24 protein-coding genes and 1 other annotated feature are annotated in these 23,058 nt (G+C 47.7%); of the genes, 3 read left to right on the top strand and 21 right to left on the bottom strand.

Going from position 1 to position 23,058, the window contains the following annotated elements:
- Nucleotides 1-3: 3 nt before the first annotated feature.
- The 5 genes from araD to H2R00_RS00235 form a co-directional block, all read right to left on the bottom strand.
- Complete coding sequence (araD, locus tag H2R00_RS00255; RefSeq protein ID WP_154995568.1) at nt 4-690, bottom strand: L-ribulose-5-phosphate 4-epimerase; 687 nt, start codon at nt 688-690, stop codon at nt 4-6.
- 15 nt (nt 691-705) lie between these two features.
- Entirely contained in the window at nt 706-2,397 is a 1,692-nt protein-coding gene (araB, locus tag H2R00_RS00250; RefSeq protein WP_182070993.1) for a ribulokinase, read from the bottom strand.
- 14 nt (nt 2,398-2,411) lie between these two features.
- Nucleotides 2,412-3,893, bottom strand: coding sequence for an L-arabinose isomerase (araA, locus tag H2R00_RS00245; protein ID WP_182070250.1), 1,482 nt, complete (start codon nt 3,891-3,893; stop codon nt 2,412-2,414).
- 266 nt (nt 3,894-4,159) lie between these two features.
- Nucleotides 4,160-5,122 (bottom strand): arabinan endo-1,5-alpha-L-arabinosidase AbnA, encoded by a 963-nt coding sequence (abnA, locus tag H2R00_RS00240; protein ID WP_182070249.1) that lies wholly within the window; start codon nt 5,120-5,122, stop codon nt 4,160-4,162.
- Between the two features lie 151 nt (nt 5,123-5,273).
- Nucleotides 5,274-6,359: a M42 family metallopeptidase gene (locus tag H2R00_RS00235; RefSeq protein WP_182070248.1), complete on the bottom strand. Its 1,086-nt coding sequence runs from the start codon at nt 6,357-6,359 to the stop codon at nt 5,274-5,276.
- 173 nt (nt 6,360-6,532) lie between these two features.
- Between H2R00_RS00235 and H2R00_RS00230 the strand changes: the two genes are divergently transcribed.
- The gene (locus tag H2R00_RS00230; protein WP_182070247.1) at nt 6,533-6,934 is read left to right on the top strand and encodes a sigma-w pathway protein ysdB; all 402 of its coding nucleotides are present in this window, start codon (nt 6,533-6,535) and stop codon (nt 6,932-6,934) included.
- A 16-nt stretch (nt 6,935-6,950) separates the two neighbouring features.
- Here the strand turns inward: H2R00_RS00230 and H2R00_RS00225 are convergent, their stop codons facing one another.
- The 6 genes from H2R00_RS00225 to lrgA form a co-directional block, all read right to left on the bottom strand.
- Complete coding sequence (locus H2R00_RS00225) at nt 6,951-7,214, bottom strand: DUF1294 domain-containing protein (RefSeq protein WP_154998136.1); 264 nt, start codon at nt 7,212-7,214, stop codon at nt 6,951-6,953.
- Between the two features lie 117 nt (nt 7,215-7,331).
- Nucleotides 7,332-7,691, bottom strand: coding sequence for a 50S ribosomal protein L20 (gene rplT / locus H2R00_RS00220; protein ID WP_003184266.1), 360 nt, complete (start codon nt 7,689-7,691; stop codon nt 7,332-7,334).
- 32 nt (nt 7,692-7,723) lie between these two features.
- The gene (gene rpmI / locus H2R00_RS00215; protein WP_003184267.1) at nt 7,724-7,924 is read right to left on the bottom strand and encodes a 50S ribosomal protein L35; all 201 of its coding nucleotides are present in this window, start codon (nt 7,922-7,924) and stop codon (nt 7,724-7,726) included.
- A gap of 17 nt (nt 7,925-7,941) precedes the next feature.
- Entirely contained in the window at nt 7,942-8,460 is a 519-nt protein-coding gene (gene infC / locus H2R00_RS00210) for a translation initiation factor IF-3 (RefSeq protein ID WP_154998146.1), read from the bottom strand.
- Nucleotides 8,461-8,526: 66 nt separating this feature from the next.
- Nucleotides 8,527-8,659: a sequence feature (ribosomal protein L20 leader region), on the bottom strand.
- Nucleotides 8,660-8,794: 135 nt separating this feature from the next.
- Nucleotides 8,795-9,478 (bottom strand): antiholin-like protein LrgB, encoded by a 684-nt coding sequence (gene lrgB / locus H2R00_RS00205; protein ID WP_043926602.1) that lies wholly within the window; start codon nt 9,476-9,478, stop codon nt 8,795-8,797.
- A 23-nt stretch (nt 9,479-9,501) separates the two neighbouring features.
- The gene (gene lrgA / locus H2R00_RS00200; protein WP_154998138.1) at nt 9,502-9,915 is read right to left on the bottom strand and encodes an antiholin-like murein hydrolase modulator LrgA; all 414 of its coding nucleotides are present in this window, start codon (nt 9,913-9,915) and stop codon (nt 9,502-9,504) included.
- A gap of 238 nt (nt 9,916-10,153) precedes the next feature.
- Here lrgA and H2R00_RS00195 point away from each other — a divergent pair, with 238 nt between their 5' ends.
- Nucleotides 10,154-11,710 (top strand): alkaline phosphatase D family protein, encoded by a 1,557-nt coding sequence (locus H2R00_RS00195; protein WP_154998140.1) that lies wholly within the window; start codon nt 10,154-10,156, stop codon nt 11,708-11,710.
- A gap of 53 nt (nt 11,711-11,763) precedes the next feature.
- On the opposite strand, the gene H2R00_RS00190 is transcribed toward H2R00_RS00195, so the two are convergent.
- The 3 genes from H2R00_RS00190 to H2R00_RS00180 all read right to left on the bottom strand — a co-directional run bounded on the left by H2R00_RS00190 (nt 11,764) and on the right by H2R00_RS00180 (nt 14,599).
- On the bottom strand, nt 11,764-12,486 hold the full coding sequence (locus tag H2R00_RS00190; RefSeq protein WP_182070246.1) for a LytR/AlgR family response regulator transcription factor: 723 nt from the start codon (nt 12,484-12,486) through the stop codon (nt 11,764-11,766).
- Nucleotides 12,461-14,245, bottom strand: coding sequence for a sensor histidine kinase (locus H2R00_RS00185; RefSeq protein WP_182070245.1), 1,785 nt, complete (start codon nt 14,243-14,245; stop codon nt 12,461-12,463). The genes H2R00_RS00190 and H2R00_RS00185 overlap by 26 nt, the downstream gene beginning before the upstream one ends.
- A 126-nt stretch (nt 14,246-14,371) precedes the next feature.
- Nucleotides 14,372-14,599, bottom strand: coding sequence for a DUF3923 family protein (locus tag H2R00_RS00180; RefSeq protein WP_154994021.1), 228 nt, complete (start codon nt 14,597-14,599; stop codon nt 14,372-14,374).
- Nucleotides 14,600-14,873: 274 nt separating this feature from the next.
- Here H2R00_RS00180 and H2R00_RS00175 point away from each other — a divergent pair, with 274 nt between their 5' ends.
- Nucleotides 14,874-15,686: an HAD family hydrolase gene (locus H2R00_RS00175; protein ID WP_182070244.1), complete on the top strand. Its 813-nt coding sequence runs from the start codon at nt 14,874-14,876 to the stop codon at nt 15,684-15,686.
- 31 nt (nt 15,687-15,717) lie between these two features.
- Here H2R00_RS00175 and thrS read toward each other — a convergent pair whose 3' ends face one another.
- The 7 genes from thrS to H2R00_RS00140 all read right to left on the bottom strand — a co-directional run bounded on the left by thrS (nt 15,718) and on the right by H2R00_RS00140 (nt 22,941).
- Entirely contained in the window at nt 15,718-17,649 is a 1,932-nt protein-coding gene (thrS, locus tag H2R00_RS00170) for a threonine--tRNA ligase (RefSeq protein ID WP_182070243.1), read from the bottom strand.
- Between the two features lie 342 nt (nt 17,650-17,991).
- Nucleotides 17,992-18,834, bottom strand: a complete 843-nt coding sequence (gene ytxC / locus H2R00_RS00165) for a putative sporulation protein YtxC (protein WP_154994027.1) — start codon at nt 18,832-18,834, stop codon at nt 17,992-17,994.
- 77 nt (nt 18,835-18,911) lie between these two features.
- A complete protein-coding gene (locus tag H2R00_RS00160; RefSeq protein WP_154994029.1) occupies nt 18,912-19,544 on the bottom strand; it encodes a TVP38/TMEM64 family protein in 633 nt (210 codons plus the stop codon).
- A gap of 38 nt (nt 19,545-19,582) precedes the next feature.
- Nucleotides 19,583-20,515: a primosomal protein DnaI gene (gene dnaI / locus H2R00_RS00155; protein WP_182070992.1), complete on the bottom strand. Its 933-nt coding sequence runs from the start codon at nt 20,513-20,515 to the stop codon at nt 19,583-19,585.
- Between the two features lie 17 nt (nt 20,516-20,532).
- Complete coding sequence (gene dnaB, locus H2R00_RS00150; RefSeq protein WP_182070242.1) at nt 20,533-21,957, bottom strand: replicative helicase loading/DNA remodeling protein DnaB; 1,425 nt, start codon at nt 21,955-21,957, stop codon at nt 20,533-20,535.
- Nucleotides 21,958-22,073: 116 nt separating this feature from the next.
- Nucleotides 22,074-22,532 (bottom strand): transcriptional regulator NrdR, encoded by a 459-nt coding sequence (gene nrdR / locus H2R00_RS00145; RefSeq protein ID WP_154999129.1) that lies wholly within the window; start codon nt 22,530-22,532, stop codon nt 22,074-22,076.
- A gap of 16 nt (nt 22,533-22,548) precedes the next feature.
- Nucleotides 22,549-22,941: a cytosolic protein gene (locus tag H2R00_RS00140; protein WP_154999128.1), complete on the bottom strand. Its 393-nt coding sequence runs from the start codon at nt 22,939-22,941 to the stop codon at nt 22,549-22,551.
- Nucleotides 22,942-23,058 lie beyond the last annotated feature (117 nt).

Genomic DNA, 23,058 nt, shown 5'->3' with positions numbered 1-23,058 from the left:
CCTCTATTGGCCGTAATAGGCGTCTGCCCCGTGCTTGCGAAAATAGTGCTTATCTTGCAAAGCGCTCTTAATCGGCTTAAGAGACGGATTCAGCATCAGGGAGCGGTACGCCATCTTCGCGACTTCTTCCAAGACGACGGCATTGTGTACGGCAGTTAAGGCGTCTTTTCCCCAGCAAAACGGCCCGTGATTGTTCACGAGAACGCCGGGCATCGCCAGGGGGTCAAGATGCCGGAACACCTCGGCAATCACTTTTCCTGTATTCAACTCGTATTGACTCCTGATCTCATCGGGATCCATTTCCCGTGTACACGGAATGTTGCCGTGGTAGTAGTCGGCGTGAGTCGTTCCGAGCGACGGAATGTCCTTCCCTGACTGCGCCCAGCTTGTCGCCCACGGGGAATGCGTATGGACGATCCCGCCGATCGATTGAAACTGCCGGTAAAGATAGAGGTGTGTCGGCGTATCGGAAGACGGCTTCAGATCACCTTCCACAATCTCGCCGTCCATATTGAGAACCACTAAATCTTCGGCTTTTAACTCGCTGTATTTGACACCGCTCGGCTTGATGACAACCAGCTCATTCTCCCGGTCAATGCCGCTGACATTCCCCCATGTAAAGGTGACAAGCCGGTACTCCTCAAGCTGCAAATTCGCTTTTAATACTTGTTCTTTCAAAGATTCCAGCACAGTTTTCTCCTCCCTCTAAGCCATCGCTTTACCGGTGTCGAAACTGACGGACTGGATGTTTTTCAATTTTTTAAGGCGCTTCATCACGTTGTTTTGCTTTCCGAAGTACGTGTAAAGCTCCTTATATTCCGCATAAAGCTGATCGTATAAGGCAACGTTTTCAGGAATTGGTTTGTACGTTTGATCCTTGATCTTGCCCATATGTGCGACTGCTTCTTCGATATGATCGTAACCGCCGTTCACGCTTCCGGCCGCGAGCGCTCCGAATATCGCGGAACCTAAAGCCGGCGCCTGCGGAGATCCGGAAATTTTGATTTCCATGTTGGTGACATCCGCGTAAATCTGCATGATAAACGGATTTTTTTCGGCGATTCCTCCTGCGGCATACAGCTCCTCGATCGGCACGCCGCTTTGTCTGAACGTTTCAATGATGATCCTCGTCCCGTAAGCAGTCGCTTCGACCAATGCACGGTATATATCTTCAGGCTTAGTGGCAAGGGTCATACCGAGCATCATTCCCGTCAGATCGGCATCAACGAGTGTTGAACGGTTTCCGTTCCACCAATCCAATGCAAGCAAACCGCTTTCGCCGATATGGAGACGGTCAGCCTTTCGAGACAGCAATTCGAATATAGAAATCTCTTCGGCTTCAGCTTCTTTCATATAGGCTTCTGGTACAAAATGTTGAATCAGCCATTGAAAATGGTCGCCGACGCACGATTGCCCCGCTTCATAGCCGACATAGCCAGGCAGAATCCCGTCTTCTACGACGCCGCACATTCCCGGCACCATCCTGACATCCTCGCCGAGCAGCATATGACAGGTAGACGTTCCCATGATCATCAGCATCTTCCCCGGCTCTGTGATGCCGACCGCCGGAACTGACACATGAGCATCAACATTTGCGACAGCGACCGCTGTACCCGCCAGAAGCCCTGTCTTCCCGGCCATTTCTTCAGTCAGTCCGCCCGCTTTTTCGCCTACAGAATAAATATCCTCCGTCAATTTTTCCCGAACGATATGTTTCAGCTTTGGATGCAGGCTTGTTAAGAAATCGTCGGAAGGATAGCCGCTCTTTTTGTTCCAAATCGCTTTATAACCCGCTGTACAATTGTTGCGCTTTCTGTTTCCGCACAGCATATAGACGATCCAGTCGGCCGCTTCCATGATCTCGGCTGCGGCATCATAAATGTCAGGCGCTTCTTCCGCGATTTGCATTACTTTTGGAAAGAGCCACTCGGAAGAAATTTTTCCGCCGTATGTTTGAAGAAAAGATTCATTTCTTTCTTCCGCAATTTGGTTCAAGCGATTCGCCTGCTCCTGTGCAGCATGGTGCTTCCAAAGCTTCACATAACTGTGCGGTTCTGACGCATACTCTTCCCTCATGCAAAGAGGAGTCCCGTTATTGTCAACGAGTAAAATCGTGCAGGCCGTAAAGTCGATTCCGATGCCGATGATTTCCTTCGGATCCGCTTTTGACTGCTTCAAAAGGCTCGGAATCGTTTCCTCCAGCACTTCAATGTAATCGGCCGGATGCTGGAGCGCCCAGTCTCTCGGAAGCTTTCGTTTTGAGTCCGGAAGCTCCCGGTCTATCACCCCGTGCGTGTACTCTTTGACAGCCGCCGCGATTTCCTCACCTGTCCGGACATCGACGAGAACAGCACGCCCTGACAATGTTCCAAAGTCAACCCCGATTGTGTAAGGGATAAGTCTTCACCCCCTTAAAATTTGCGAAGCCGATATGCAGCTTCACTCCATTTGAGTTCATTGCGAAGATTTAAAATCGTCGTATCACGGTTGATCAACACCGCTTCAATGCCCGACATTTCGGCCCAATCGAGCATCTGCTCGGCTGTCAGCTGATACGAAAGGCATGTATGGTGAGCACCGCCAGCCAAAATCCACGCTTCAGCCGATGTTCTCAGAGACGGCTGCGGCTTCCAAAGCACGCGCGCCACCGGAAGATTCGGCATATCATGCGGAACCTTCTCAGCTTCGACTTCATTGATGACAAGCCTGAAACGTCCGCCCAAATCGATGAGGGAGACATTGACCGCAGGCCCTGCAATTCCGTCGAACACGAGCCGCGCCGGATCATCCTTTGCCCCCATTGACAGCGGATGGACTGCGATTCTCGGTTTATGTTCGGCAATCGAAGGGCACACTTCAAGCATGTGGGAGCCGAGAATCATTTCATTACCCGGTTCAAAATGGTACGTGTAGTCCTCCATAAATGACGTTTCTTTTCCGCCGGCCATCACTTTCATCATCCTGACGAGCGCAGCCGTTTTCCAATCTCCTTCTCCTCCGAAGCCATAGCCTTCGGCCATCAGCCGCTGAACGGCCAAACCTGGAAGCTGCTTCATACCGTGAAGATCTTCAAAGGTTGTCGTAAAGGCCGTATAGCCTCCGTTTGAAAGAAAGCGCTTTAACCCAAGCTCGATCCGTGCCTGTTCTTTAACGGATTCCCTTGCCTCTTCGCCTTCAGGCCACTCATAAAGCTCCTCATATTCGGAGATGAGTTCATTCAGACTTTGTTCTGATACAGCATTGATCTCCGTGACGAGGTCACCGATTCCATATCCGTCGACAGACCAGCCTAGCTGAATCTGCGCTTCAATCTTATCTCCTTCTGTTACCGCCACATTCCGCATGTTGTCTCCAAATCGGGCGACTTTGATATGGCGGCTTTCAATATATGCGACCGCTGCGCTCATCCATTTGTCGATCGAGCGTTTTACGTCTCTGTCTTCCCAATATCCGGCGATCACTTTTCGCGGAATGCCCAGTCTCGCTCCGATAAAGCCGTATTCACGGTCGCCGTGAGCAGACTGATTAATATTCATGAAATCCATGTCGATTTTATCCCACGGAATGTCCCGGTTAAACTGGGTATGAAAATGGAGCAGCGGCTTATTCAGCTCGGAAAGGCCCGGAATCCACATTTTGGCCGGTGAAAACGTATGCATCCAGGTAATGATGCCTGCGCACTCCTCGTCCCGGTTCGCCTCTTCAAACAGTTTTCTGACGCCGTCCAGCGAAGTGGCCACCGCTTTGTACTCGACTTGAAACCTTAAATGTCCGTCATTTAATCCGTTGCAGATCATTTTGGAATGCTCTTCTACCTCTTGTACCGCCTCTTCGCCATATAAATGCTGGCTGCCTGTCACAAACCAAAACACATGCGTCTTTGCCTGAATCAAATAGCTTCCTCCTCCTCTTCTTTATGGTGTCTGTGTAGAATAGCAAACTATTAAAACGCTTACAAAAAAACATGAATCATACCTTGACCTCAAACTGTATCGCGATTATATGTACGTACAACTAACATCAAAAACATATTTGTACGAACAACTTCATTATATCATTATGAAAAAAACTGTCAATTTAATTTCCGGTATGTTTTTTATTTTTTTTGACAGATTTCAGAACAAAAAACCGGGCGAAAATCGCCCGGCATCTGCGGCTGTTAATAAGTCGGCCACCCTTGGGAATCCCAGTACAAGTCGTTGATGAGCAGCTTCGATACGCCATTGTCCAACGCGTCATAAGCGTGTCTGACAAGGATCGAGTTGTTCAAAACATCCTGATGTCCCGGCCCTTTCCAGCGGTCATTGCCGGAATCCAGGATCGTCCCTCCGCCGTTCATCATATTTTTGCCGCTTTTATCATAATAGGGTCCCGTAATGCTCGTTGAACGGCCATACGCTATTTTATATGTGCTGTTCACTCCTTGGCAGCAGCTGTCAAACGAGACAAATAAGTAATAGTAGCCATCTTTGTAGGTAATGTTCGGCGCTTCAACCGCTCCGCCGTTATTCGGCCTTGAGGCGATCGAATACAGGCTTCCCGTCGGTTTCATCGTGTTCTTATCAAGCCTTGTCAGCTTGATGCCGCTCCAAAAAGAACCGAATGAGAGCCAAGGATTTCCTTCTTTATCAATGACCAGATCAGGGTCAATGGCATTAAACTGATCACCGGATGTCGATCTGATGACCAGCCCGTCATCCCGCCATTGGCCGGATGAAATCCGATCTGTCGATGCGAGTCCTATCGCTGATGTGTTTGAACCGAAAGACGAAACCGAGTAATACAGCCAATACCGGCCGTTATAGTAGCTGATATCCGGTGCCCACTGATGCGGTTCATGATTTGGTACGTACATCTTCCACCATGACAATGGAGTTGGAAAAATACTCGGGGCAGCACTCCAGTTTCTACCGTCTGTTGATTTAATGACACGCAGCCCTGTGCCGAGCCCGGTTCCAAATGTATACCATGTATTCCCCTCTTTAATGATGGAGGGATCATGGATGAAATTGTCCCCCTTTGTGTCCCAAAACGCCGCCTTGCCTGATTCTGGCATCAAAAAAGCCAACAGCAGTCCGAATATCAATGCCGCCAAAGACATTCTCCGCAACACGTTTTTCATTCTGTTCACACTCCTGTTCTTGTAATGAAAAAACAATGCCTCCCTTTCTTTGTCAATTTTTCGAACAATGTTTATATATGTAAGCGCTGTCTTTAACATTCCAAAAAAAAAGCTGACAGCTTGTAAGATAAGCTGTCAGCCTGCTCTTTCATCAGTCAAACGTAATGTTTTGAACCGTCTCTTTATCCAGTCGTTTAATGACTTCGGTAATTAATTTTACCGCATGTTCATAGTCATCCCTGTGAAGCATAGCTGCGTGTGTATGGATATACCTCGTCGCAATCGTGATCGACAGGGCAGGCACTCCGTTCGCGGTAAGGTGGATCGATCCCGAATCTGTTCCTCCGCCTGAGAGGGCGTCGAATTGATACGGAATGCCGGCTTCATCTGCAACATTCGTTACAAAGTCGCGAAGCCCTTTATGGGACACCATTGATGCATCATAAAGGATGATCTGCGGGCCTTTTCCCATTTTGCTTGTCGACTCTTTTTCGGTAATACCCGGCGTATCACCCGCGATTCCCACGTCAACACCGAAAGCGATATCAGGCTTGATCGTATGCGCGGCGGTTTTCGCGCCCCTCAGCCCGACTTCCTCCTGTACGGTTCCGACGCCGTAGACGACATTCGGATGATCGGCTCCTTTCAGGTTTTTCAGCACGTCGATCGCGATCGCACAGCCGATACGGTTGTCCCATGCTTTGGCAAGCAGCATTTTTTCATTATTCATCACCGTAAATTCAAAGTAAGGGACGACCTGGTCTCCCGGAAGAACGCCCCACTCCATCGCTTCCTCTCTGCTCGACGCTCCGATATCGATAAACATGTCTTTAATATCCACCGATTTTTTTCTTGCGTCCTGAGACAGGACATGAGGAGGTTTTGAACCGATGATACCGGTAATGTCGCCTTTCTTCGTCACAACCGTCACGCGCTGTGCCAGCATGACCTGGCTCCACCAGCCTCCAACCGTCTGAAAGCGGAGATAGCCCCGGTCATCGACCCGCGTAACCATAAAACCGACCTCATCAAGATGGCCGGCAATCATAATCTTCGGCCCGTCAGCCTGTCCGGTCTTTTTTGCGATTAAGCTTCCCAGTCTATCTGTCGTAACCTCGTCGGCAAACGGTTCTATGTACGATTTCATGACTTGTCTGGGCTCTTTTTCATTTGCCGGAATTCCTTTTGCATCTGTTAATTCCTTTAGCATCGTCAATGTTTCATCAAGCTTTGCCATCTCTATACAGCCTCCTTAATTAACCCTCATTTACTATTATACAGAAACATCCCTTTTCAATACGACCAATATCGTTTACAGCTTTTTTGGTTAAAAAATGAAACCTTGCGGGAACTGGTTCGTATATATTGGGATATACTTAAAATTACTTTCAAGGGAGGTTCTGTTTTAACATGATTGTCATCATATTGAGACTGGCTTTGCTGGCACTTTTGGTATACGTCGTGTACAGGGCCGTTCAATTTTTCGGGAACCCTGACAGAAGGCTGAAATCAGCGCAGGCAAAAAAGCACTTTTATTTTTTGGATGAACAGAAAAACGCACGCAAAAATCTCAAACTGACATTTAAAGGCGTGCTTTTCGAAGGAGAAAAACACATTCCTTCAAAAGACCATCCGCTGTTTATCCATACGATTTTTGTATGGACGGAAGCGCCTGAAGAAAAGCTCAGCTCTTTCAATGAGGAAGACTTCGCGGAATTGGAAGAAAACATTAAATCGCACTATCCCGATTGCAAAATCGATTGGGATTCGAACATTCAGAAATGGAAAAACCAAAAAGCAGAAGAGCAATAAAGCCTCGTCTGCTTTTTTAGTTCATCATATAAAAGCCGGTCAAAACGGCTTGTACGCCCAGCAAAAAAGGAATGCCAAGCCTGAAGGAAAGGTGTTTTGTCTTATGTCTGAACCGCAGCATCCCGAACCAGACGCCCGCGGAACCGAAAGCGGCCGCAACGAGCCAGATGCGGCGCTCAGACACCCTCCATTTACCTCTGACCGCTTTTTGCTTGTCTGCTTTCATTAAGAAAAAGCCGTATCCGTTTATGAGGATCGTGTAAATCCATATGAGAGTCATATTTGTTCATTTCCCCTTGCTTCGCGGTTTGATCACTTGCGGCGGCCGGCCTCACGAACCGTTTCACATCCTGCTCTAAGAACAAAAGAAAAAGGCCGGAACCCGGCCTTTTTTCAATTATTTATTCAATTGAGCTTTAGCAGCGTCTGCAAGCTGATTGAATGCGTTCAGATCGTTTACAGCAAGGTCAGCAAGCATTTTGCGGTTTACTTCGATACCGGAAAGCTTAAGACCGTGCATCAAACGGCTGTAAGAAAGACCGTTCATGCGTGCTGCAGCATTGATACGAGTGATCCAAAGTTTGCGGAAATCGCGCTTTTTCTGACGACGGTCGCGGAAAGCGTAGTTTCCTGATTTCATAACCTGCTGGTTAGCTACTTTATATAATGTATGTTTTGAACCAAAATAACCTTTTGCTAATTTGAGAACCTTTTTACGACGTTTACGTGTAACAGTTCCGCCTTTTACTCTTGGCATTAGATTTCCCTCCTAATTATACCTTTTCCGAATTACTTAATGTTGGCAAGCTGCTGCTTGATGCGTTTGAAATCGCCGGCGCTTACGACTGCGCTTTTGCGAAGCTTGCGCTTTTGTTTTTGAGATTTATTTGCGAACAAGTGACTTGTATATGCATGAGAACGTTTCAGTTTCCCGGAACCTGTCTTTTTAAAACGTTTCGCAGATCCGCGGTGAGTTTTCATTTTTGGCATGGATGTTTCCTCCTTAATTACTTTTCAATTTTAGGCGCGAGCACCAGGAACATGCTGCGGCCGTCCATTTTCGGCTTCGTTTCAACAGTCGCCACTTCCGCGCAGGCTTCTGAAAAACGGTCCAGCACGCGCTGCCCGATTTCTTTATGCGTGATCGCACGGCCTTTAAAACGGATGGACGCTTTCACTTTGTCCCCTTTTTGCAGGAACTTGATGGCGTTGCGAAGCTTTGTATTGAAGTCATGTTCTTCAATACCAGGGCTCAGCCGAACTTCTTTTAAGTTAATGATTTTTTGATTTTTGCGTGCTTCCTTTTCCTTCTTCTGCTGCTCGAATCTGTACTTTCCGTAGTCCATGATCCGGCAGACAGGCGGTTTTGCATTCGCTGCAACCAACACAAGGTCAAGATTTGCGCGACTCGCAATTTCCAGTGCTTCCTGGCGGGATTTGATCCCAAGCTGATCGCCATTTTGTCCGATCAAACGAACTTCACGCGCACGGATACCCTCATTAACCAATTGATCTTTGCTAATAATGAGCCACCTCCATAGAATCTTTGAATTGATTTCACAACTCATTTTGACGTTTCTTTGCATTTCACAGGCAAACAAAAAGTGTGGGCATCGAAACACCCACACTGCGAACATTGCATAGAAAAATAAGAAATGTACGTTTAACCTGCCAACTACAAGAATGTGTCAATCAGGTGAGAAGCGGGTGCTTCTGCTTGTTGATATATATTCAATTCATTATCCATCTTACATAAACAAATCCTGCAAGTCAAGATATAAAATTTATCACAACATTTGCTATTATATCAGGACACTTTTGAAATAGCAATGCTATTTTTTTATTTTTCTTTCAGCCGCTCTATCCGCCGATCATTTGGACACATAACGGAACGACAAACACGGTCACAACGCCGACGACGACAACTGCAATACTCGCCATTGCCGCTTCGACTTCCCCCATTTCAATTCCGACAGCGACACCAAGGGCATGTCCTGATGTTCCGAGCGCCAACCCTTTGGCGATCGGATGCTGCACTTTGAAGATTTTCAATAAAAGCGCGCCGAGCGCATAGACGATCACTGCGTTAAAGATGACGGCGAAGGCCGTGATATCTTGAATGCCGCCGATTCCTTTTGATAAAGGCAGAGCAATCGCCGTCGTGGCGGCCTGGGGCAGCATACTTTTCATAACGGCTCCGTCAAGATGAAGCGCGTTTGCGATCAGATAGACGACAGCAACCGAGCAGACAGAGCCTGCGATAATGGCGCCAAGGATTTGCAGCCAATATTTTTTCAAGCTTTTCGCCTGTTTGTATAAAGGAATGGCAAACGCAATCGTGGCGGGCTCCAAAAAGAACTTAATGATGTCTCCGCCGCTCTTGTAGTCCTCATATGAAAATCCGCCGATTTTTAAAAACGCGATTCCAAGAATCATCGCGACAAACAGAGGCGTGAATAAGAAAAAACCATTTGATTTTTTAAATAAAAAAGTGCCGATGCCAAATGCGGCCAGTGAAACGACGATACCGAAATAAGGTGTCATAACGTAAAGAACCTCCTATTGATTCAAGAAGCTGTTTTTTTAGCTGGTTCAACCCGGGTGTCCTGACGGTCCTTTTTGCCGACAGACAGAATGAACTGTGAAAACAATCCTGTCGCTGCAAGCAGAATGACGGTGGCCAGGAAAATCACAAGGACGATCGGCAACCCGTATTTCTCCATGACGCCGAGCGAATTCATCACTGATATTCCCGACGGAACGAATAAAAAACCGATCAGCGAAGTGAGCGCCGTGCCAAGCGATTCGACTTGTTCAAGCTTGAGCACCTTCGCACACAGCAATGTAAACAACAACACCAAACCGATGACAGATGGAGGAATCGGGATGGGCAGAATTGCGGCGATTCCGTTTGAAACAAACATCATAACAGCAAAAATAAATGCCTGAGTTAAAAATCCATATTCTTTTTTACCCTTCATTTCGTTCACCTCTTTGGCTGTGTTGGGTTCATTATAAAAAAAAGCCCGGCCAAAAAAGCGTTTTCAAAATAACTTGCCGGATACGGCCCTTCAACTGCAGAAATGGGACGATGAAATGCAAATCACTCTTCCGGCTTTGCAAATTCTTCACAAATATTTAAATTCCAGAATGTGCTAATGGAGCAAAGCAGATCGTATAGTGGTTAATGAGAAAACGATTGATGAGGAGGCCTGACCCATGGACCATTCAAGAGGAGGCCGCTTTGTTCCGGCTGGCGAATTCGCATCTTTGGCAAGACGCGGCCTTATGCCTGAAGACGCTTCGATCGCCGCCGGCGCGCCCCGATTTGCAGATTATCCATTCAAGCTTGGCGTGGCTTCTGGAGACCCGCACCCCGACGGGTTTGTCATCTGGACAAGGCTTGCCCCTGATCCGCTTGCCGAAGACGGTTTAGGGGGAATGCCTGACAGAGCTGTCCCTGTTCAATGGGAAGTAGCTGAAGATGAACATTTTCACAAAGTGGTGAAGCGCGGGACGGCCTCTGCGCTCGCTGAGCTCGCCCACTCCGTTCATGTTGAAGTGCACGGTTTAAAGCCGGGAAGCTATTATTGGTACAGGTTTAAAGCGGGCCGGGAAATCAGCCGGACAGGCCGTACAAAAACCGCGCCTTCCCCGCACGCCGACATCAAGGGAATGTCGTTCACCCTCGCCTCGTGCCAAGCTTGGTACCACGGATATTTTACGGCGTACCGGCATATGGCCGAAGACCATCCGGACGTTGTTTTTTTTCTCGGAGACTATATTTACGAATATGCCATTAATGCTAAAAATCTTTTCCGCGATGTGACTTTATCCGCTGCCCATAACGCAAAAACCGTCACGCTCAGCCAATACAGACTCAGATATTCTCTTTTCAAGACAGATCCGGACCTCCAGGCCATTCATGCACTGGCTCCCTGGGTTGTGACGATGGATGACCATGAGGTCGAAAACAATTATGCCGGTATCCATTCGCAATACAATACTTCTCCGGACGATTTTCTCCGGCAGCGCGCAGCGGCGTACCAAGCTTTCTACGAAAATATCCCGATCCGCAGCACATCGATTCCAAATGGGCCTGACATGCTGATGTACAGACGGTTCCGCTATGGAAACCTGGCTGAATTCAATGTTCTGGACACCCGGCAGTACCGCAATAATTTTCCGGCAAATGAGGCTGAACGGCTTGAGCCATCCCGTTCCATACTCGGATTTGACCAGGAGCGCTGGCTTTTTCAGGGCTTGAGCCAGTCTGACACGGTGTGGAACTTTTTAGTCCAGCAAGTCGTGCTGGCTCAAATCGACCGCGACACAGGCCCTGGAGTTGAGTACAGCACAGACCAGTGGGACGGTTTCCCCGCTTGCCGCGACAGGCTTTTTTCCGCTTACAAGGCATACGGCATCCAAAACCCCGTTGTGCTGACAGGGGATATTCACAGACATGCTGCCGCCGACTTAAAGGCGGACTTCGACGATGTTGGTTCAGCGACAATCGGAACCGAACTGATCACAACTTCGATCTCTTCAGACGCTGACGGCAGTGAAACCGATTCATTGGCGCCGATCTGGCTCGGAAACCCGCATGTCAAACTGTACAATGCGCAGCGCGGCTATGTTCGCTGCCTCTTGACGCCCCGGCAGCTCGAAGCCGACTTTCAGGTTCTTCCTTATATCACACGCCCCGGCGCCCCAGTCTCAACTTATGCCAAGTTCGCCGTTGAAGCGGGACGGCCCGGGCTCCAGCGCATGTTTTAGCTAAAAACGGCGGTGACTGACGAATTCAGTCTTTCACCGCCGCTGATCATTTTTCACACCATATGCAGCCGTTTTTTCAGCTCTTTCGCGTATGTACGGCTGACAGGAATCGTGGAACCGTCTTTCATCAGGAGGTTGTATGTCGAATTGAACCAAGGTTTAACCTGTTTAATATGATCCATATTTGCGAGAAAGCTTCTGTGCACCCTGATCAATGCCGTCTGTGACAGCCTTTGTTCGAGTACGACTAATGTATCGTGAACCGTGTATGCCTGATCAAAGGTTTTCACTGTGACGTGTCCGTCTTCTAACCCGGCGTATACGATTTCGTCCGGATCGAGCACGACGATCGATTCGTCAATGCTGAGAGCCAGCCTGTGGTGGCCCGCAAGCTGCTGCCCCTCCTGATGGCCGGGACGCATCCTTTTATATTTTTGTATCGTCTGTCTGATTCGCTCCTCATCAAACGGCTTTGTCAAATAATCGATCGCATCCACTTCAAATGCTTTCAGCGCATATTCATCATAAGCAGTCGCAAAAACGACAGCCGGAGGAGCCGACATTTTTTTCAGCCGCTTCGCAATGTCAAAACCGTTCTCCCCAGACAAATCGATGTCCAAGAAGAGGATATCAGGTTTGTGATCCGCCATTTTGTCAAACGCTTCTTCGATATGTTCAGCTTCATCGATCGCATCCACTTCTTCAGTCTGCTCTAATAAATATCTCAGCTCGTCTCGCGCAAACATTTCATCATCCACGATTAATACCTTGAGCATCTCTGTTCCCCTCTCTTTCGGTTTGAAAAGGAATCTTGAAGGATATCTCTGTTCCTTGATCAAGTTCGCTGGCAAGCTGCAGGGCAGCCTGGTGCCCGAACAAACCGGTGAGCCGCTGATTCACATTGTAAAGCGCCGTCCCATTCCCTTCTTTTGAAGGCGCGGGCGCCTGTCCCAGCTGTCCAAGTATCTCCGGATCAATTCCCCTGCCGTTGTCTGACACCTTCATCAAAACGCCGTCATGCTCTCTCACAGCGCATACTTTTACCGTGCACACCTTTTGTTTTCCCGGGAATGCATGGCGGAGCGCGTTTTCAACGAGCAGCTGCAATATAAAAGGAGGGATTTCCATTCTTTCAAGGCCGTCCTCGATCTGAAAATCAATATGATACTTGCCAGGGAATCGGGCCTGCTCCAATGATAAATAGGCTTCCAGGTGATTCAGCTCTTTTGAGAGCGGAATCATCAGCTGCCTGGCTCCCTGCAGATTGGAACGAAAATAAACGCTCAGCTGCAAGAGAAGTTTCCGCGTTTTTTCCGGATCTGTCCTGCACAGAGCTGAAATCGTATGGATGGCATTAAATAAAAAGTGCGGATTGACCTGTGCCTGAAGCGCTTTGATTTCGGCATCTTTCAAAAGCTTGCTTTGCAGCTCCGCCTCACCGAGCTCAAGCTGGGTGGAAAAAAGCATGGCAAGCCCTTCGGCAAGCTCTTCCGTCACGCGGTTAAGTCCGGATGGGTGCTTAAAATACAGCTTCAGCGTGCCGATCGTTTCGCGATTGGAGAAGAGCGGCAGTACGATCGCCGCCTGCAGCGGACAAGAACGGTGCGTACACTCGATTTCATCGCGCGACTTCACTTTCATGACCTTACCGGTGTGAATGACTTTTTTCGATAAACCGGTGATCAGATTTTTTGAAGGAATATGATGGTCGGCTCCTTCTCCGACATGAGCGAGAATGTTCTCTCTGTCTGTAATCGATACGGCATCCGTCCCCGTCATCCGATGAATAATGAGAGCGGCGCTTTTGCAGGAATCCTCATTCAGTCCCCGGCGGAAAAAAGGAAGCGTCTGATCCGCTATCGAAAATACCTTATGGGTCTGAACGGCCCTCGCCTGTTCCTCTTTGCGGATAATAGACTGAATGATCGATAGAAAAATAAAGCTGCCCGTCCCGTTGACAATCATCATCGGAATACCGATCATCTGAACGAGCGCCAGAGCCTCAGCCTGCGGTTTTGCAAGCACGAGAATCATTAGCATCTGCAGGCCCTCCATACAAATACCCGCAAGAGCGGCTACCCGCGGTGTCACCATCTGGTGCCGTTTCCTGAAAAAGCTGCCGATGTAACCTGCGATGACGCCAGCCAGCAGTGAAGAAACCGCACAGCTCAAAGCCGTCGTCCCTCCCAGTGAAAAACGGTGAATGCCTGACAGCAGCCCGACACCCGCTCCGACAAACGGCCCTCCGATCAGGCCGCCGATTTCAACACCAAGAATTCTCGTATTGGCAATCGAGCTTGACGGGTCGATCGCAAAAATCCAATCATTGTTCAAAATCTCGTGTTCTCGGATTTCAATCCCCGTATAGTTGCTGATGATGCTGAACAAGGAAAAAATGAAGATGAGAACTCCCTTTCCCTTATACCCTTCAGGATGCTGAAGGTGCTGACGGAACACCTTCATATGGGCCAACATAAAGCCCAGAATGACGATGATCCCCACTCTCTCCAGCATCATGATCATGAGTTGGATCATGTACTTCCCCTTGCTTTCTTTCTGAATCGGAATCTGCTCTTATTCTATCATACCTCTCATTATTCACACTTTGACGCGGTATGCTTTACAAAATAAAAAAGGCAGCAATTGTTTGCCGCCGTTTGCTTATTTGCTACTTCCCATTTTCAAATTAACAATCAGCCACACCACTTGAATAATGAATGGAAATATAAATGCAATCAATAAAACGATAAATGCTATTAATTTAAGTTCAGGTGTTTGAGTAACACCTGCACCATCAACATCTCTCAGCCAAACAACAGCTGCCCCTATTACAAAAATAGCCATCCAAAATATGTTGCAAACCCACCAAAATACCCATCGTTTTTTCACAAAACCATTCCTTCCATTTCTACAACTATATCATTTTGTTACACTGAATCCGCTTCTTCCGCCCGCATATAGGCCAACATCATGATCATAAAATGGATCTTAGAAATCCCCTTGTTTTCCAAACAATAGAATTTCATTTTATCATATCCGAGAAGCTTTCACACTTTGACACTGCATTACATCACATTCTTAAATTCATTCCTTTCACATCCCTTTGATCTATTGTAAAATAAATGAGAGAATTCTATAAATTATAATGGCAGAGGAGAAGATCATGAAAGCCGTATTTTTTGATTTAGACGATACATTGCTCTGGGATGAAAAAAGCGTCAGCACAGCATTTTCCAAAACGTGTCTTAAAGCTGAAGAAAAATACGGAATCCATGCGGAAGAATTTGAAGCAGCCGTCCGCGAAGCAGCGCGAAAGCTTTACACGTCTTATGAAACATATCCATACACCGTCATGATCGGCATCAACCCATTTGAAGGCCTGTGGTCAAATTTCAGCGAGCCGATCAACGAAGGGTTTCAAAAACTGAACAAAATTGTTCCTGAATACAGAAAAAACGCATGGACAAACGGATTGAAGGCGTTTGGCATCGACGATCCCGCCTTCGGGGAAGAACTCGGCGAATATTTTGCGGCAGTGCGCCGAAAGAGCCCTTTCGTGTATGAAGAAACATTTGCCGTTTTAGATGAACTGAAAGGAAAAGTAGAGCTTCTTTTGCTGACAAACGGCGACCCGAGCCTGCAGAAAGAAAAGTTGGCAGGCGTACCGGAACTTGCTCCTTATTTTAATGAAATCGTCATTTCCGGTGAATTCGGAAAAGGAAAGCCTGATCCAAGCATATTTGAACACTGCCTCAGCCTCCTCGGCATGTCAAAGGATGACGCCGTGATGGTCGGAGACAACTTGAACACCGACATTCTCGGGGCTTCCAGAGCAGGCATTCAAACCGTCTGGATCAACCGCAAAGGCAAAAAGAATGAAACTGACGTTACACCTGATCACGAAATCAGCCATTTAAGCGAACTGTTCGATATCCTCCGCGGAGAAACAGCGGAGAAGCTAAGCAAAAAAGCATGACTCCCGAACGGGAATCATGCTTTTTTCTTGTTTATTTCTTTGCTTCAGCAACGGCTTTTTTAATGAAGTCTGCAATTGCAACCGTTTCTGATTTTTGCTCTCCGTATTTGCGGACGTTGACGGCTTCGTTTTCAACTTCCTGGTCGCCGACGACAAGCATGTACGGGATTTTTTGCATCTGCGCTTCACGGATTTTATAGCCGATTTTCTCATCGCGGATATCGACTTCAACGCGAAGCCCTTCACGCTGCAGGCGCTCCTGAACTTTTTTGGCGTAGTCAAGGTGCACGGACGGCGATACAGGGATGACCTGGAACTGAACAGGGGCAAGCCATGTCGGCAATGCGCCTTTATGCTCCTCAATTAGGAATGCGACAAAGCGTTCCATTGTCGATACGACACCTCTGTGAATGACGACCGGACGATGAGGTTTTCCGTCTTCTCCGACATATGTCAAGTCAAATTTTTCAGGAAGAAGGAAGTCCAGCTGTACAGTTGACAGTGTTTCCTCTTTGCCGATCGCTGTTTTGACCTGAACGTCAAGCTTCGGTCCGTAGAAAGCCGCTTCCCCTTCAGCTTCGTAATAATCGTGTCCGATCTCGTCCATCGCTTCCTTCAGCATCGATTGCGCTTTGTTCCACATTTCATCGTCATCGTAGTATTTCTCTGTATCTTCAGGGTCGCGGTAAGACAAGCGGAATGAATACTCTTCCAGACCGAAGTCTTCGTATACATCCTGAATCAGGCGGACAGTTCGAATGAACTCGTCTTTGATTTGATCTGGACGGACAAAAATGTGAGCGTCATTCAGCGTCATTCCGCGAACACGCTGCAGACCTGAAAGAGCGCCTGACATTTCATAGCGGTGCATCGTTCCAAGCTCGGCGATCCGGATCGGGAGTTCACGGTAGCTGTGAATGTCGTTTTTATAAATCATCATATGGTGCGGACAGTTCATCGGACGAAGCACAAGTGTTTCATTGTCCATCTCCATCGGCGGGAACATGCCGTCTTGATAATGATCCCAGTGGCCTGATGTTTCATACAGGTCTTTGCTGCCGAGGACAGGGGTATACACGTGCTCATAGCCGAGCGCAAGCTCTTTGTCAACGATATAACGCTCGATGACGCGTCTGATGGTCGCACCCTTTGGCAGCCAAAGCGGCAGACCCTGACCGACTTTTTGCGAATTGGCGAACAGCTTCAGTTCTTTTCCGAGCTTTCTGTGGTCGCGTTCTTTTGCTTCCTCAAGGAGGCGAAGATGTTCATCAAGCTCCGCTTTTTTGAAGAAAGCCGTACCGTAAATGCGCTGGAGCATCTTGTTGTTGCTGTCTCCGCGCCAGTATGCCCCCGCAAGGCTCAGCAGTTTGAACTCCTTGATTTTGCCTGTCGAAGGAACGTGAACACCGCGGCACAGATCGAAGAATTCGCCCTGCTCATAGATCGATACCGTTTCGCCTTCCGGAATCGCATCAAGCAGTTCCAATTTCAAATCATCGCCGATTTCGGCAAACCGGGCTCTGGCTTCCTCGCGGCTGACTTCTTTTCTTACGATCGGCAGATTTTCACCGACGATTTTTTTCATTTCCTTCTCAATCTTCGGAAGGTCTTCCGGAGTCAGCGCTTCTTCCATATCCACATCATAGTAGAAGCCGTTTTCGATGACCGGACCCACGCCGAGCTTCACGTTTTTATACAGGCGCTTGATCGCCTGAGCCATTAAGTGTGCAGTACTGTGGCGCATGATTTCAAGCGCTTCTTCGCTGCCTTCAGTAATGATTTCGATGGCGCCGTCCTCAAGGATCGGTGCGCGCAGATCGATTTCTTTGCCGTTTAATTTTCCCGCTATCGCTTTTTTCTTTAAGCCGGGACTGATTGATGCCGCGATATCTTCTGTTGTCGTCGCTTTTGCAAACTCCTTAACCGCTCCGTCAGGAAATTTGATTTTTACCATATCTGACATCCTAGTCACTCCTTTTTTTTACAAAATAAAAAATCCCCGTCCCCCTAGAAAGGGACGAGGATTAATAAACGGAATTCGTGGTTCCACCCTTTTTCCCGAAAACGCAAAAAACCCGTCGCGCTCTCGGCTTTCGGTTCTGTAACGGGAAGTCCCGTCAGTCATTACTAGACAAACTGCCGTTCACAACTGATGTTCAAAGGCGGTAAAAAAATGCTCCTTGGCTTAAGAGACTTTCAGCCCTGGTCTCCCTCTCTGTCAAACCGGTGTTCATCTTTTCATGTCCTTATCAATACATGGTATCTTTAAGTTTATATCGTATTATAAATCGTTTTTCCTGCAAAATCAAGAATGCTCTTCCAAAATGTTTTCCCGCGGATGAAAGGCGTCAAGCGAAAGAATCCGCACGCGCTCCTGAAAAATATTTTGAATGGTCTGAACCATGGCGTGTTCCCGGTCTTCCGTGTAGAGGTCTATTTTTTCCGGCGCAATCGATACGAGCGGAGCCAGGAGATGGGAATCAATATACATTGGGTGTTCTCTTACGAACCGCCTGTCTATGTATTTTTTTTGTTCCCGTTCAGAAATATACTTTAATTCCCACAATACAAAATAACCGTCGTGCACAATGTGGACATGGTCAAGCATCGGCTCTTTCGACATGACGTAGTCTCTCAGCGATTGAATGAATGTCTGGTATTCCTGCTCCATTTTATACTCGTCGATCGCCGCCTCCACATAAGACCTGAGGCGTTCATAATACTTCCCGAGGCGAAACGTCATAAAGGACCGAATGGAAAAGACGTTTTCCTCAAGACAGATCGTTTGGAGCTCCTGAATGATGTAATGTTCGCGAGGGGTGTCGTCCTTGTTGAGAGGAAGCCCTTCAAGTTCGCCCTCCATAATGCTGTGGGCCAATTGAAGAATCTGCTGCTGTTCATCCCGGTCCAAAAAGTAATAATCGCCTTCAATGACCGAAAGCATGTATTCGTCTTCTTTGCATTCTGTAAAAAATCTCGTCAGAACCGGCTCAATATAGGCCTGAATACTGACAGAGGAATGGGTCTTTTCAATTCCAATTTTCCCTGGCGCTTCGTGAATCTTGATATGCCGGTTCCCATCCGCATTGCGAAGGAGATGCAAAAACGCGGCTGTATCATAATCATCTTCAAATGTAATTTCAAGCATGTTTGTCCCCCCTAACAACATCTGATACATGTATATGGGGGTGACAAATAAAATAGACGTAAAAAAAGGATGAGCCCTTAATCGAGGAGCGCCTGTACTTTTTTTCTGAACAAAAGAGGGACGGTAATGAATATCAAGTAAATTGCGGCTGTAACCGCAATCGCTATAATGTCGCCGGTCAAGAGGCTTGACCCGAGCACATTTAAAATAATCGTGCCCGGAATGATACCCGCCGCCGTAGCCAGGACAAACGACAGAGGCTTCACTTTGGAAACGCCTGCCGCATAGCTGACCGCGTCAAAATGAATCGGCGCCAGCCTCAAGAGCAGAATGCAGAAAAAGCCGTTTTTCCGCAAAAGCGTCCGCAGGCTGTCAAGCTTCAGCGGCATGTGCTGAAAGTTTCCGCCGAGCCTGTATGCAACAGCGAATGATAAAAATGCACCGCCTGCCGCCCCGATAAAAGAATACAAAGAGCCAAACAGCGGACCGAAAGCGAGGCCGCCGCTGACGGCGAAAACGGAAGCAGGAAGCAGCAAAAACGGCCGGATCATCAATAATCCGATATAGATCAGCGGGGCGAAAATCCCGAAGGATAAGACGCCTTCTCTTATATGAGCGGGGCTCAGATTCAGGTATTTCGCATTCAGCCATAGTCCGGCCACCGCGATTACGGCGATAGCCGTCCATTTGGCCAAGGTTCTTTTTCGCATCTTCTTCATCTCCGTGATTGAAGCTCGGGGTCATGTGATTACTGACGCCGGTTTTTCCCGTCCAGCCGGACAGGCGTCGCTAAATACAGCACCCTTTCCATCAGCCTTGCCGCTTTTACTTCTTCTTTTTCTCCCCTTTGCGAATAGGTGAAATGGTGTTTTAGTTCATCAGGGTCAAAGTTTGAAGAGAAAAACGTCGGCAGCTGCTGGGACATTCTGTGCTGAAGGATGGCGCCGAGCACCTCATCCCTCACCCAGCTTGACATGGACTCCGCACCGATATCATCGAGCATCAGAATCGGCGTAGACTTGACCATATCAAGCTTTTCCTCAAGCGACTGATCATGTATCGCATTTTTCAGCTCCCTGACAAATTCAGGGACATAGACGAGAATGGATGGATGATCCTTTGCGGCAAGCTCATTGGCAATGGCGGCCAGCATAAAGGTCTTTCCGACCCCGAACTTCCCGTAGACGTAAATGCCTTTTCCCTTTCCCGTTTCGTTATAGTCATGCAAGAATCCCGTCACAAGCTGAAGGACCTTCAATCTGCTCGGGTCGTCTCCGTCAATATCGGCAAACGTAGCATCCAAAAGATCCTGTTGAATATAGATGCTTTTAATCAGCGACCGTTGTCGTTCCCTCTCGTCCGCTTTCTTTTTTTCCGGACACCTATCATATTGAACATCGATCGTTTTACCGTTCAGCACAAGCTTTGGATGATAACCCTGAATCAGGTTTTTGCATTCATTCAGACTCGGGCAGTCTCGGCAAGCTTTGCTTTGCTGTGTAAATTCATAAAGCTTGTTTAGGCTCCTGTCGATCATTCCTTGATCCACTTCTGACTGGCGGCTGTTTAAAAACTCCTGAACGTCCTTGTCAGAGAGCACTTTTTCTTTCATATCTTCAAGGCGTTTTTGAAAATCGGGTCTCGTCGTCACGCCTTGCAAAGCGCGTTTAATCGGCTCCATCATCTTGTCACCTCACATTAAAGAGCGGAATGGTTTTTCAGTTTTTGTACTTCTTCGAGCAGCTTCTGTTTCTGTTGGTCAAAACCTTCTTTGCTTGCAGGACCAGCCGGCTCTGTTTCCGGCGGTTTGCTGTCAGCTTCGTCACTTTCCCGAAGCCAATCAGGCAGCTTTTCTTCCCTGATGACTTTCTTGTTCCGGGAAGGCTTTTTCTTCCCTTCCGCCCATTCAAGATATTGGCGGTTTTCTTCTTTCGCAAGCTTCATGGCCTCTCTAACCGTGCGAACGTTTTTTCTGGCCCAGTGAGAAGCGATTTTTTGGGTGTAATTTTTCGAGAGCTTCATATCGGTTTTCAGCATGACATAATAAATCAGAACATTGATGACGCCGGGCTCTAATTTTTGGTCAAGCATAATTTCTTCTATAATTTTCAGATCGGCTTTGGATGGTTCCGCTCCGCCGCCGATATCCTGCAGCAGCTTTCTTGGCGATACCTGCTCAAGCAATGCGATCAAATTGTCTTCCTTGGCGTTCGTTGACGACTGTTGATTCGGCTGTTCGCGGAGATTCATCGGCTGCACTTTGTCGACGAGTTCCGGAAGCGGGCCGCTGCGCTCGATCTGATACCAGTCGCTCGCCGCTTTTCTGAGCGCTTCTGTCGTGATCGTATCGTGTTCGTCAACGGCTGACATGACGACGTTTTGCATCTGAAGCGGTTCGATACCGTAGAGAAAGGCCAATTTTTTAATCGTTTCCTTCACTTGGTCTGTCAGCGCTTTTCTCGGGATAAGCGTGTCAGATAAACCGGCGAGAAACAGTTGAAAGTCAAAGGCGTCGTCTGTGACTGCTGCCGGTTTGCTGGTCCCTTCTTTCATCCATTCATGATCTTCGCGAAGCTCCATTGCTTCGATCATATCGTCAGACATCTTCCATTCGCTCGGCTGGACAGAGGCAAAAACTTCATTGAAAGAACGGGTGATATCCCGTGCTTCTTCAGGAACAGACGGGTGGGAAAAATAATCTTTCAGCTGCTGAAACCTCGCTTTTCCGACGCGGTTGTACAAGAAGACATTCAGCATGCCGTCCTGAAAGAACTCGTCCGGTCTGAGCGGCGGAATCAATTCATATATAAACAAACGTTCGTGTTCCGTTTCTTTCATATAAGTTTTCAACAGTCCGATCCCCTCAAGCTTTTCCTTTTCTGAGTGAATCGTCTTCAGGTTGGTCTGCATCGCCGCCATCAGCTGTCTGTGAGTCGAGCTTTTTCCCCAGACTCTGTTTTGCTCCAGCTCTCCCCACAGCGTGAGAAACAAGCTGAACGAAAAAGAGCCGATTAAAGGCTGATACAACAGCGTGACAATTTGCCGGTCCAAGTCCTGCAGCAATCCGTAGCTTTTGACAACGTACGGATCGACAGGAAGCAAATCTTTCCAATAATTACTCATATCTTTTGTCAACCTTCCACTTTGTTTCTTGTCCTCATTTTACACCTTTTTCAGGCCTTCATGTCACACGACTGTGTTTTTATCATGAGAAAAGAGCTGGATCAATTTACAGCTCTTTACCGTTCCTTCTTTATTAAGTCTTTCAGCTCGTCGATAAATACGTTAATATCTTTAAATTGGCGGTATACTGAAGCAAATCGGACATATGCGACTTCGTCGATTTTTGCAAGCCTGTCCATCACCATTTCTCCGATCATTTCGCTTTTTACTTCAGCAACGCCTTGGTTTCTAAGCTCTTTTTCAATTTCAAAGCAAATATCTTCAAGCTGCTTTAAGGCGACAGGGCGCTTTTCGCACGCTTTGATCAAGCCGCGGAGCATCTTCTCGCGGCTGAATTCTTCCCGGATTCCTTCTTTTTTTACGACGATGAGCGGAATTTCTTCCACTTTTTCAAATGTAGTAAATCGATAGTTGCACGATTCGCATTCGCGTCTTCTGCGAATCGATCTGCCTTCGTCAACGGGACGGGAGTCCAAAACCCTCGTCCCGTTATGCTGACATGCTGGACATTTCATTTTTTCAGCTCCCTATTCAATTGTTTGAATGTACAGATTTCTGCAGCTTTCCGTCCAGTTCGCTGTATAGCGTCGAGACAAGCCCGCGGCTGTAGCCAAAATCGGTTGGCAAAAACGTTTCCGTTGACACATTAAAATCCACTGCTGTATCAAAAGGGCGAATCGAAACGACTGTCGCCACCACAAAAGCTTTTCTCGTTTTTTTAACCTCAGCGCTGATTTCTCCTCTTTCTTCCGACACCGATGTCACCTTGCAGCCGTCAAGCCCTTCCAGCACTTCCTTTACAGCATTGAGCGCTTCTTTTGACGCCGCTTTATAATAGCGGCTCTTCAGCTCGTCCGAAGGATGGCGGTCAGACGTTTCTGCGTGTGTAGAAAAAAACCGTTGAATGTTTTGAAAAAGACTCATATCCCCTGTCCCCTTTGTCTTTCTTCTCTATATTTTATTAGAAAAATGGTTGATTTCCAAGGGAAAACAAATTAGGGCAAGAGAATGCCGGGGAATATGTATCGGGGATTGTCGCGG

The organism is Bacillus haynesii (genome assembly GCF_014042035.1).
GTDB lineage: Bacteria > Bacillota > Bacilli > Bacillales > Bacillaceae > Bacillus > Bacillus haynesii.
Note: the sequence above shows the minus strand (reverse complement) of the source record. Positions and strands in the feature narration are given on the sequence as shown.

Excerpts from the sequence above, each read along its gene's own strand:
- lrgB (WP_043926602.1), bottom strand. The coding sequence starts at position 9,478 with ATGACACCTTATTTCGGTATCGTCGTTTCACTGGCCGCATTTGGCATC.
- dnaI (WP_182070992.1), bottom strand. The coding sequence starts at position 20,515 with ATGGAGCCGATTAAACGCGCTTTGCAAGGCGTGACGACGAGACCCGAT.
- lrgA (WP_154998138.1), bottom strand. The coding sequence starts at position 9,915 with ATGAAGGGTAAAAAAGAATATGGATTTTTAACTCAGGCATTTATTTTT.
- dnaB (WP_182070242.1), bottom strand. The coding sequence starts at position 21,957 with ATGAGTAATTATTGGAAAGATTTGCTTCCTGTCGATCCGTACGTTGTC.
- H2R00_RS00225 (WP_154998136.1), bottom strand. The coding sequence starts at position 7,214 with ATGACTCTCATATGGATTTACACGATCCTCATAAACGGATACGGCTTT.
- ytxC (WP_154994027.1), bottom strand. The coding sequence starts at position 18,834 with ATGCTTGAAATTACATTTGAAGATGATTATGATACAGCCGCGTTTTTG.
- H2R00_RS00190 (WP_182070246.1), bottom strand. The coding sequence starts at position 12,486 with ATGCTCAAGGTATTAATCGTGGATGATGAAATGTTTGCGCGAGACGAG.
- abnA (WP_182070249.1), bottom strand. The coding sequence starts at position 5,122 with ATGAAAAACGTGTTGCGGAGAATGTCTTTGGCGGCATTGATATTCGGA.
- H2R00_RS00235 (WP_182070248.1), bottom strand. The coding sequence starts at position 6,359 with ATGGCAAAGCTTGATGAAACATTGACGATGCTAAAGGAATTAACAGAT.
- H2R00_RS00185 (WP_182070245.1), bottom strand. The coding sequence starts at position 14,245 with ATGATCCAACTCATGATCATGATGCTGGAGAGAGTGGGGATCATCGTC.
- H2R00_RS00140 (WP_154999128.1), bottom strand. The coding sequence starts at position 22,941 with ATGAGTCTTTTTCAAAACATTCAACGGTTTTTTTCTACACACGCAGAA.
- nrdR (WP_154999129.1), bottom strand. The coding sequence starts at position 22,532 with ATGAAATGTCCAGCATGTCAGCATAACGGGACGAGGGTTTTGGACTCC.
- H2R00_RS00175 (WP_182070244.1), top strand. The coding sequence starts at position 14,874 with ATGAAAGCCGTATTTTTTGATTTAGACGATACATTGCTCTGGGATGAA.
- rplT (WP_003184266.1), bottom strand. The coding sequence starts at position 7,691 with ATGCCAAGAGTAAAAGGCGGAACTGTTACACGTAAACGTCGTAAAAAG.
- H2R00_RS00195 (WP_154998140.1), top strand. The coding sequence starts at position 10,154 with ATGGACCATTCAAGAGGAGGCCGCTTTGTTCCGGCTGGCGAATTCGCA.
- thrS (WP_182070243.1), bottom strand. The coding sequence starts at position 17,649 with ATGTCAGATATGGTAAAAATCAAATTTCCTGACGGAGCGGTTAAGGAG.
- H2R00_RS00160 (WP_154994029.1), bottom strand. The coding sequence starts at position 19,544 with ATGCGAAAAAGAACCTTGGCCAAATGGACGGCTATCGCCGTAATCGCG.
- H2R00_RS00230 (WP_182070247.1), top strand. The coding sequence starts at position 6,533 with ATGATTGTCATCATATTGAGACTGGCTTTGCTGGCACTTTTGGTATAC.
- rpmI (WP_003184267.1), bottom strand. The coding sequence starts at position 7,924 with ATGCCAAAAATGAAAACTCACCGCGGATCTGCGAAACGTTTTAAAAAG.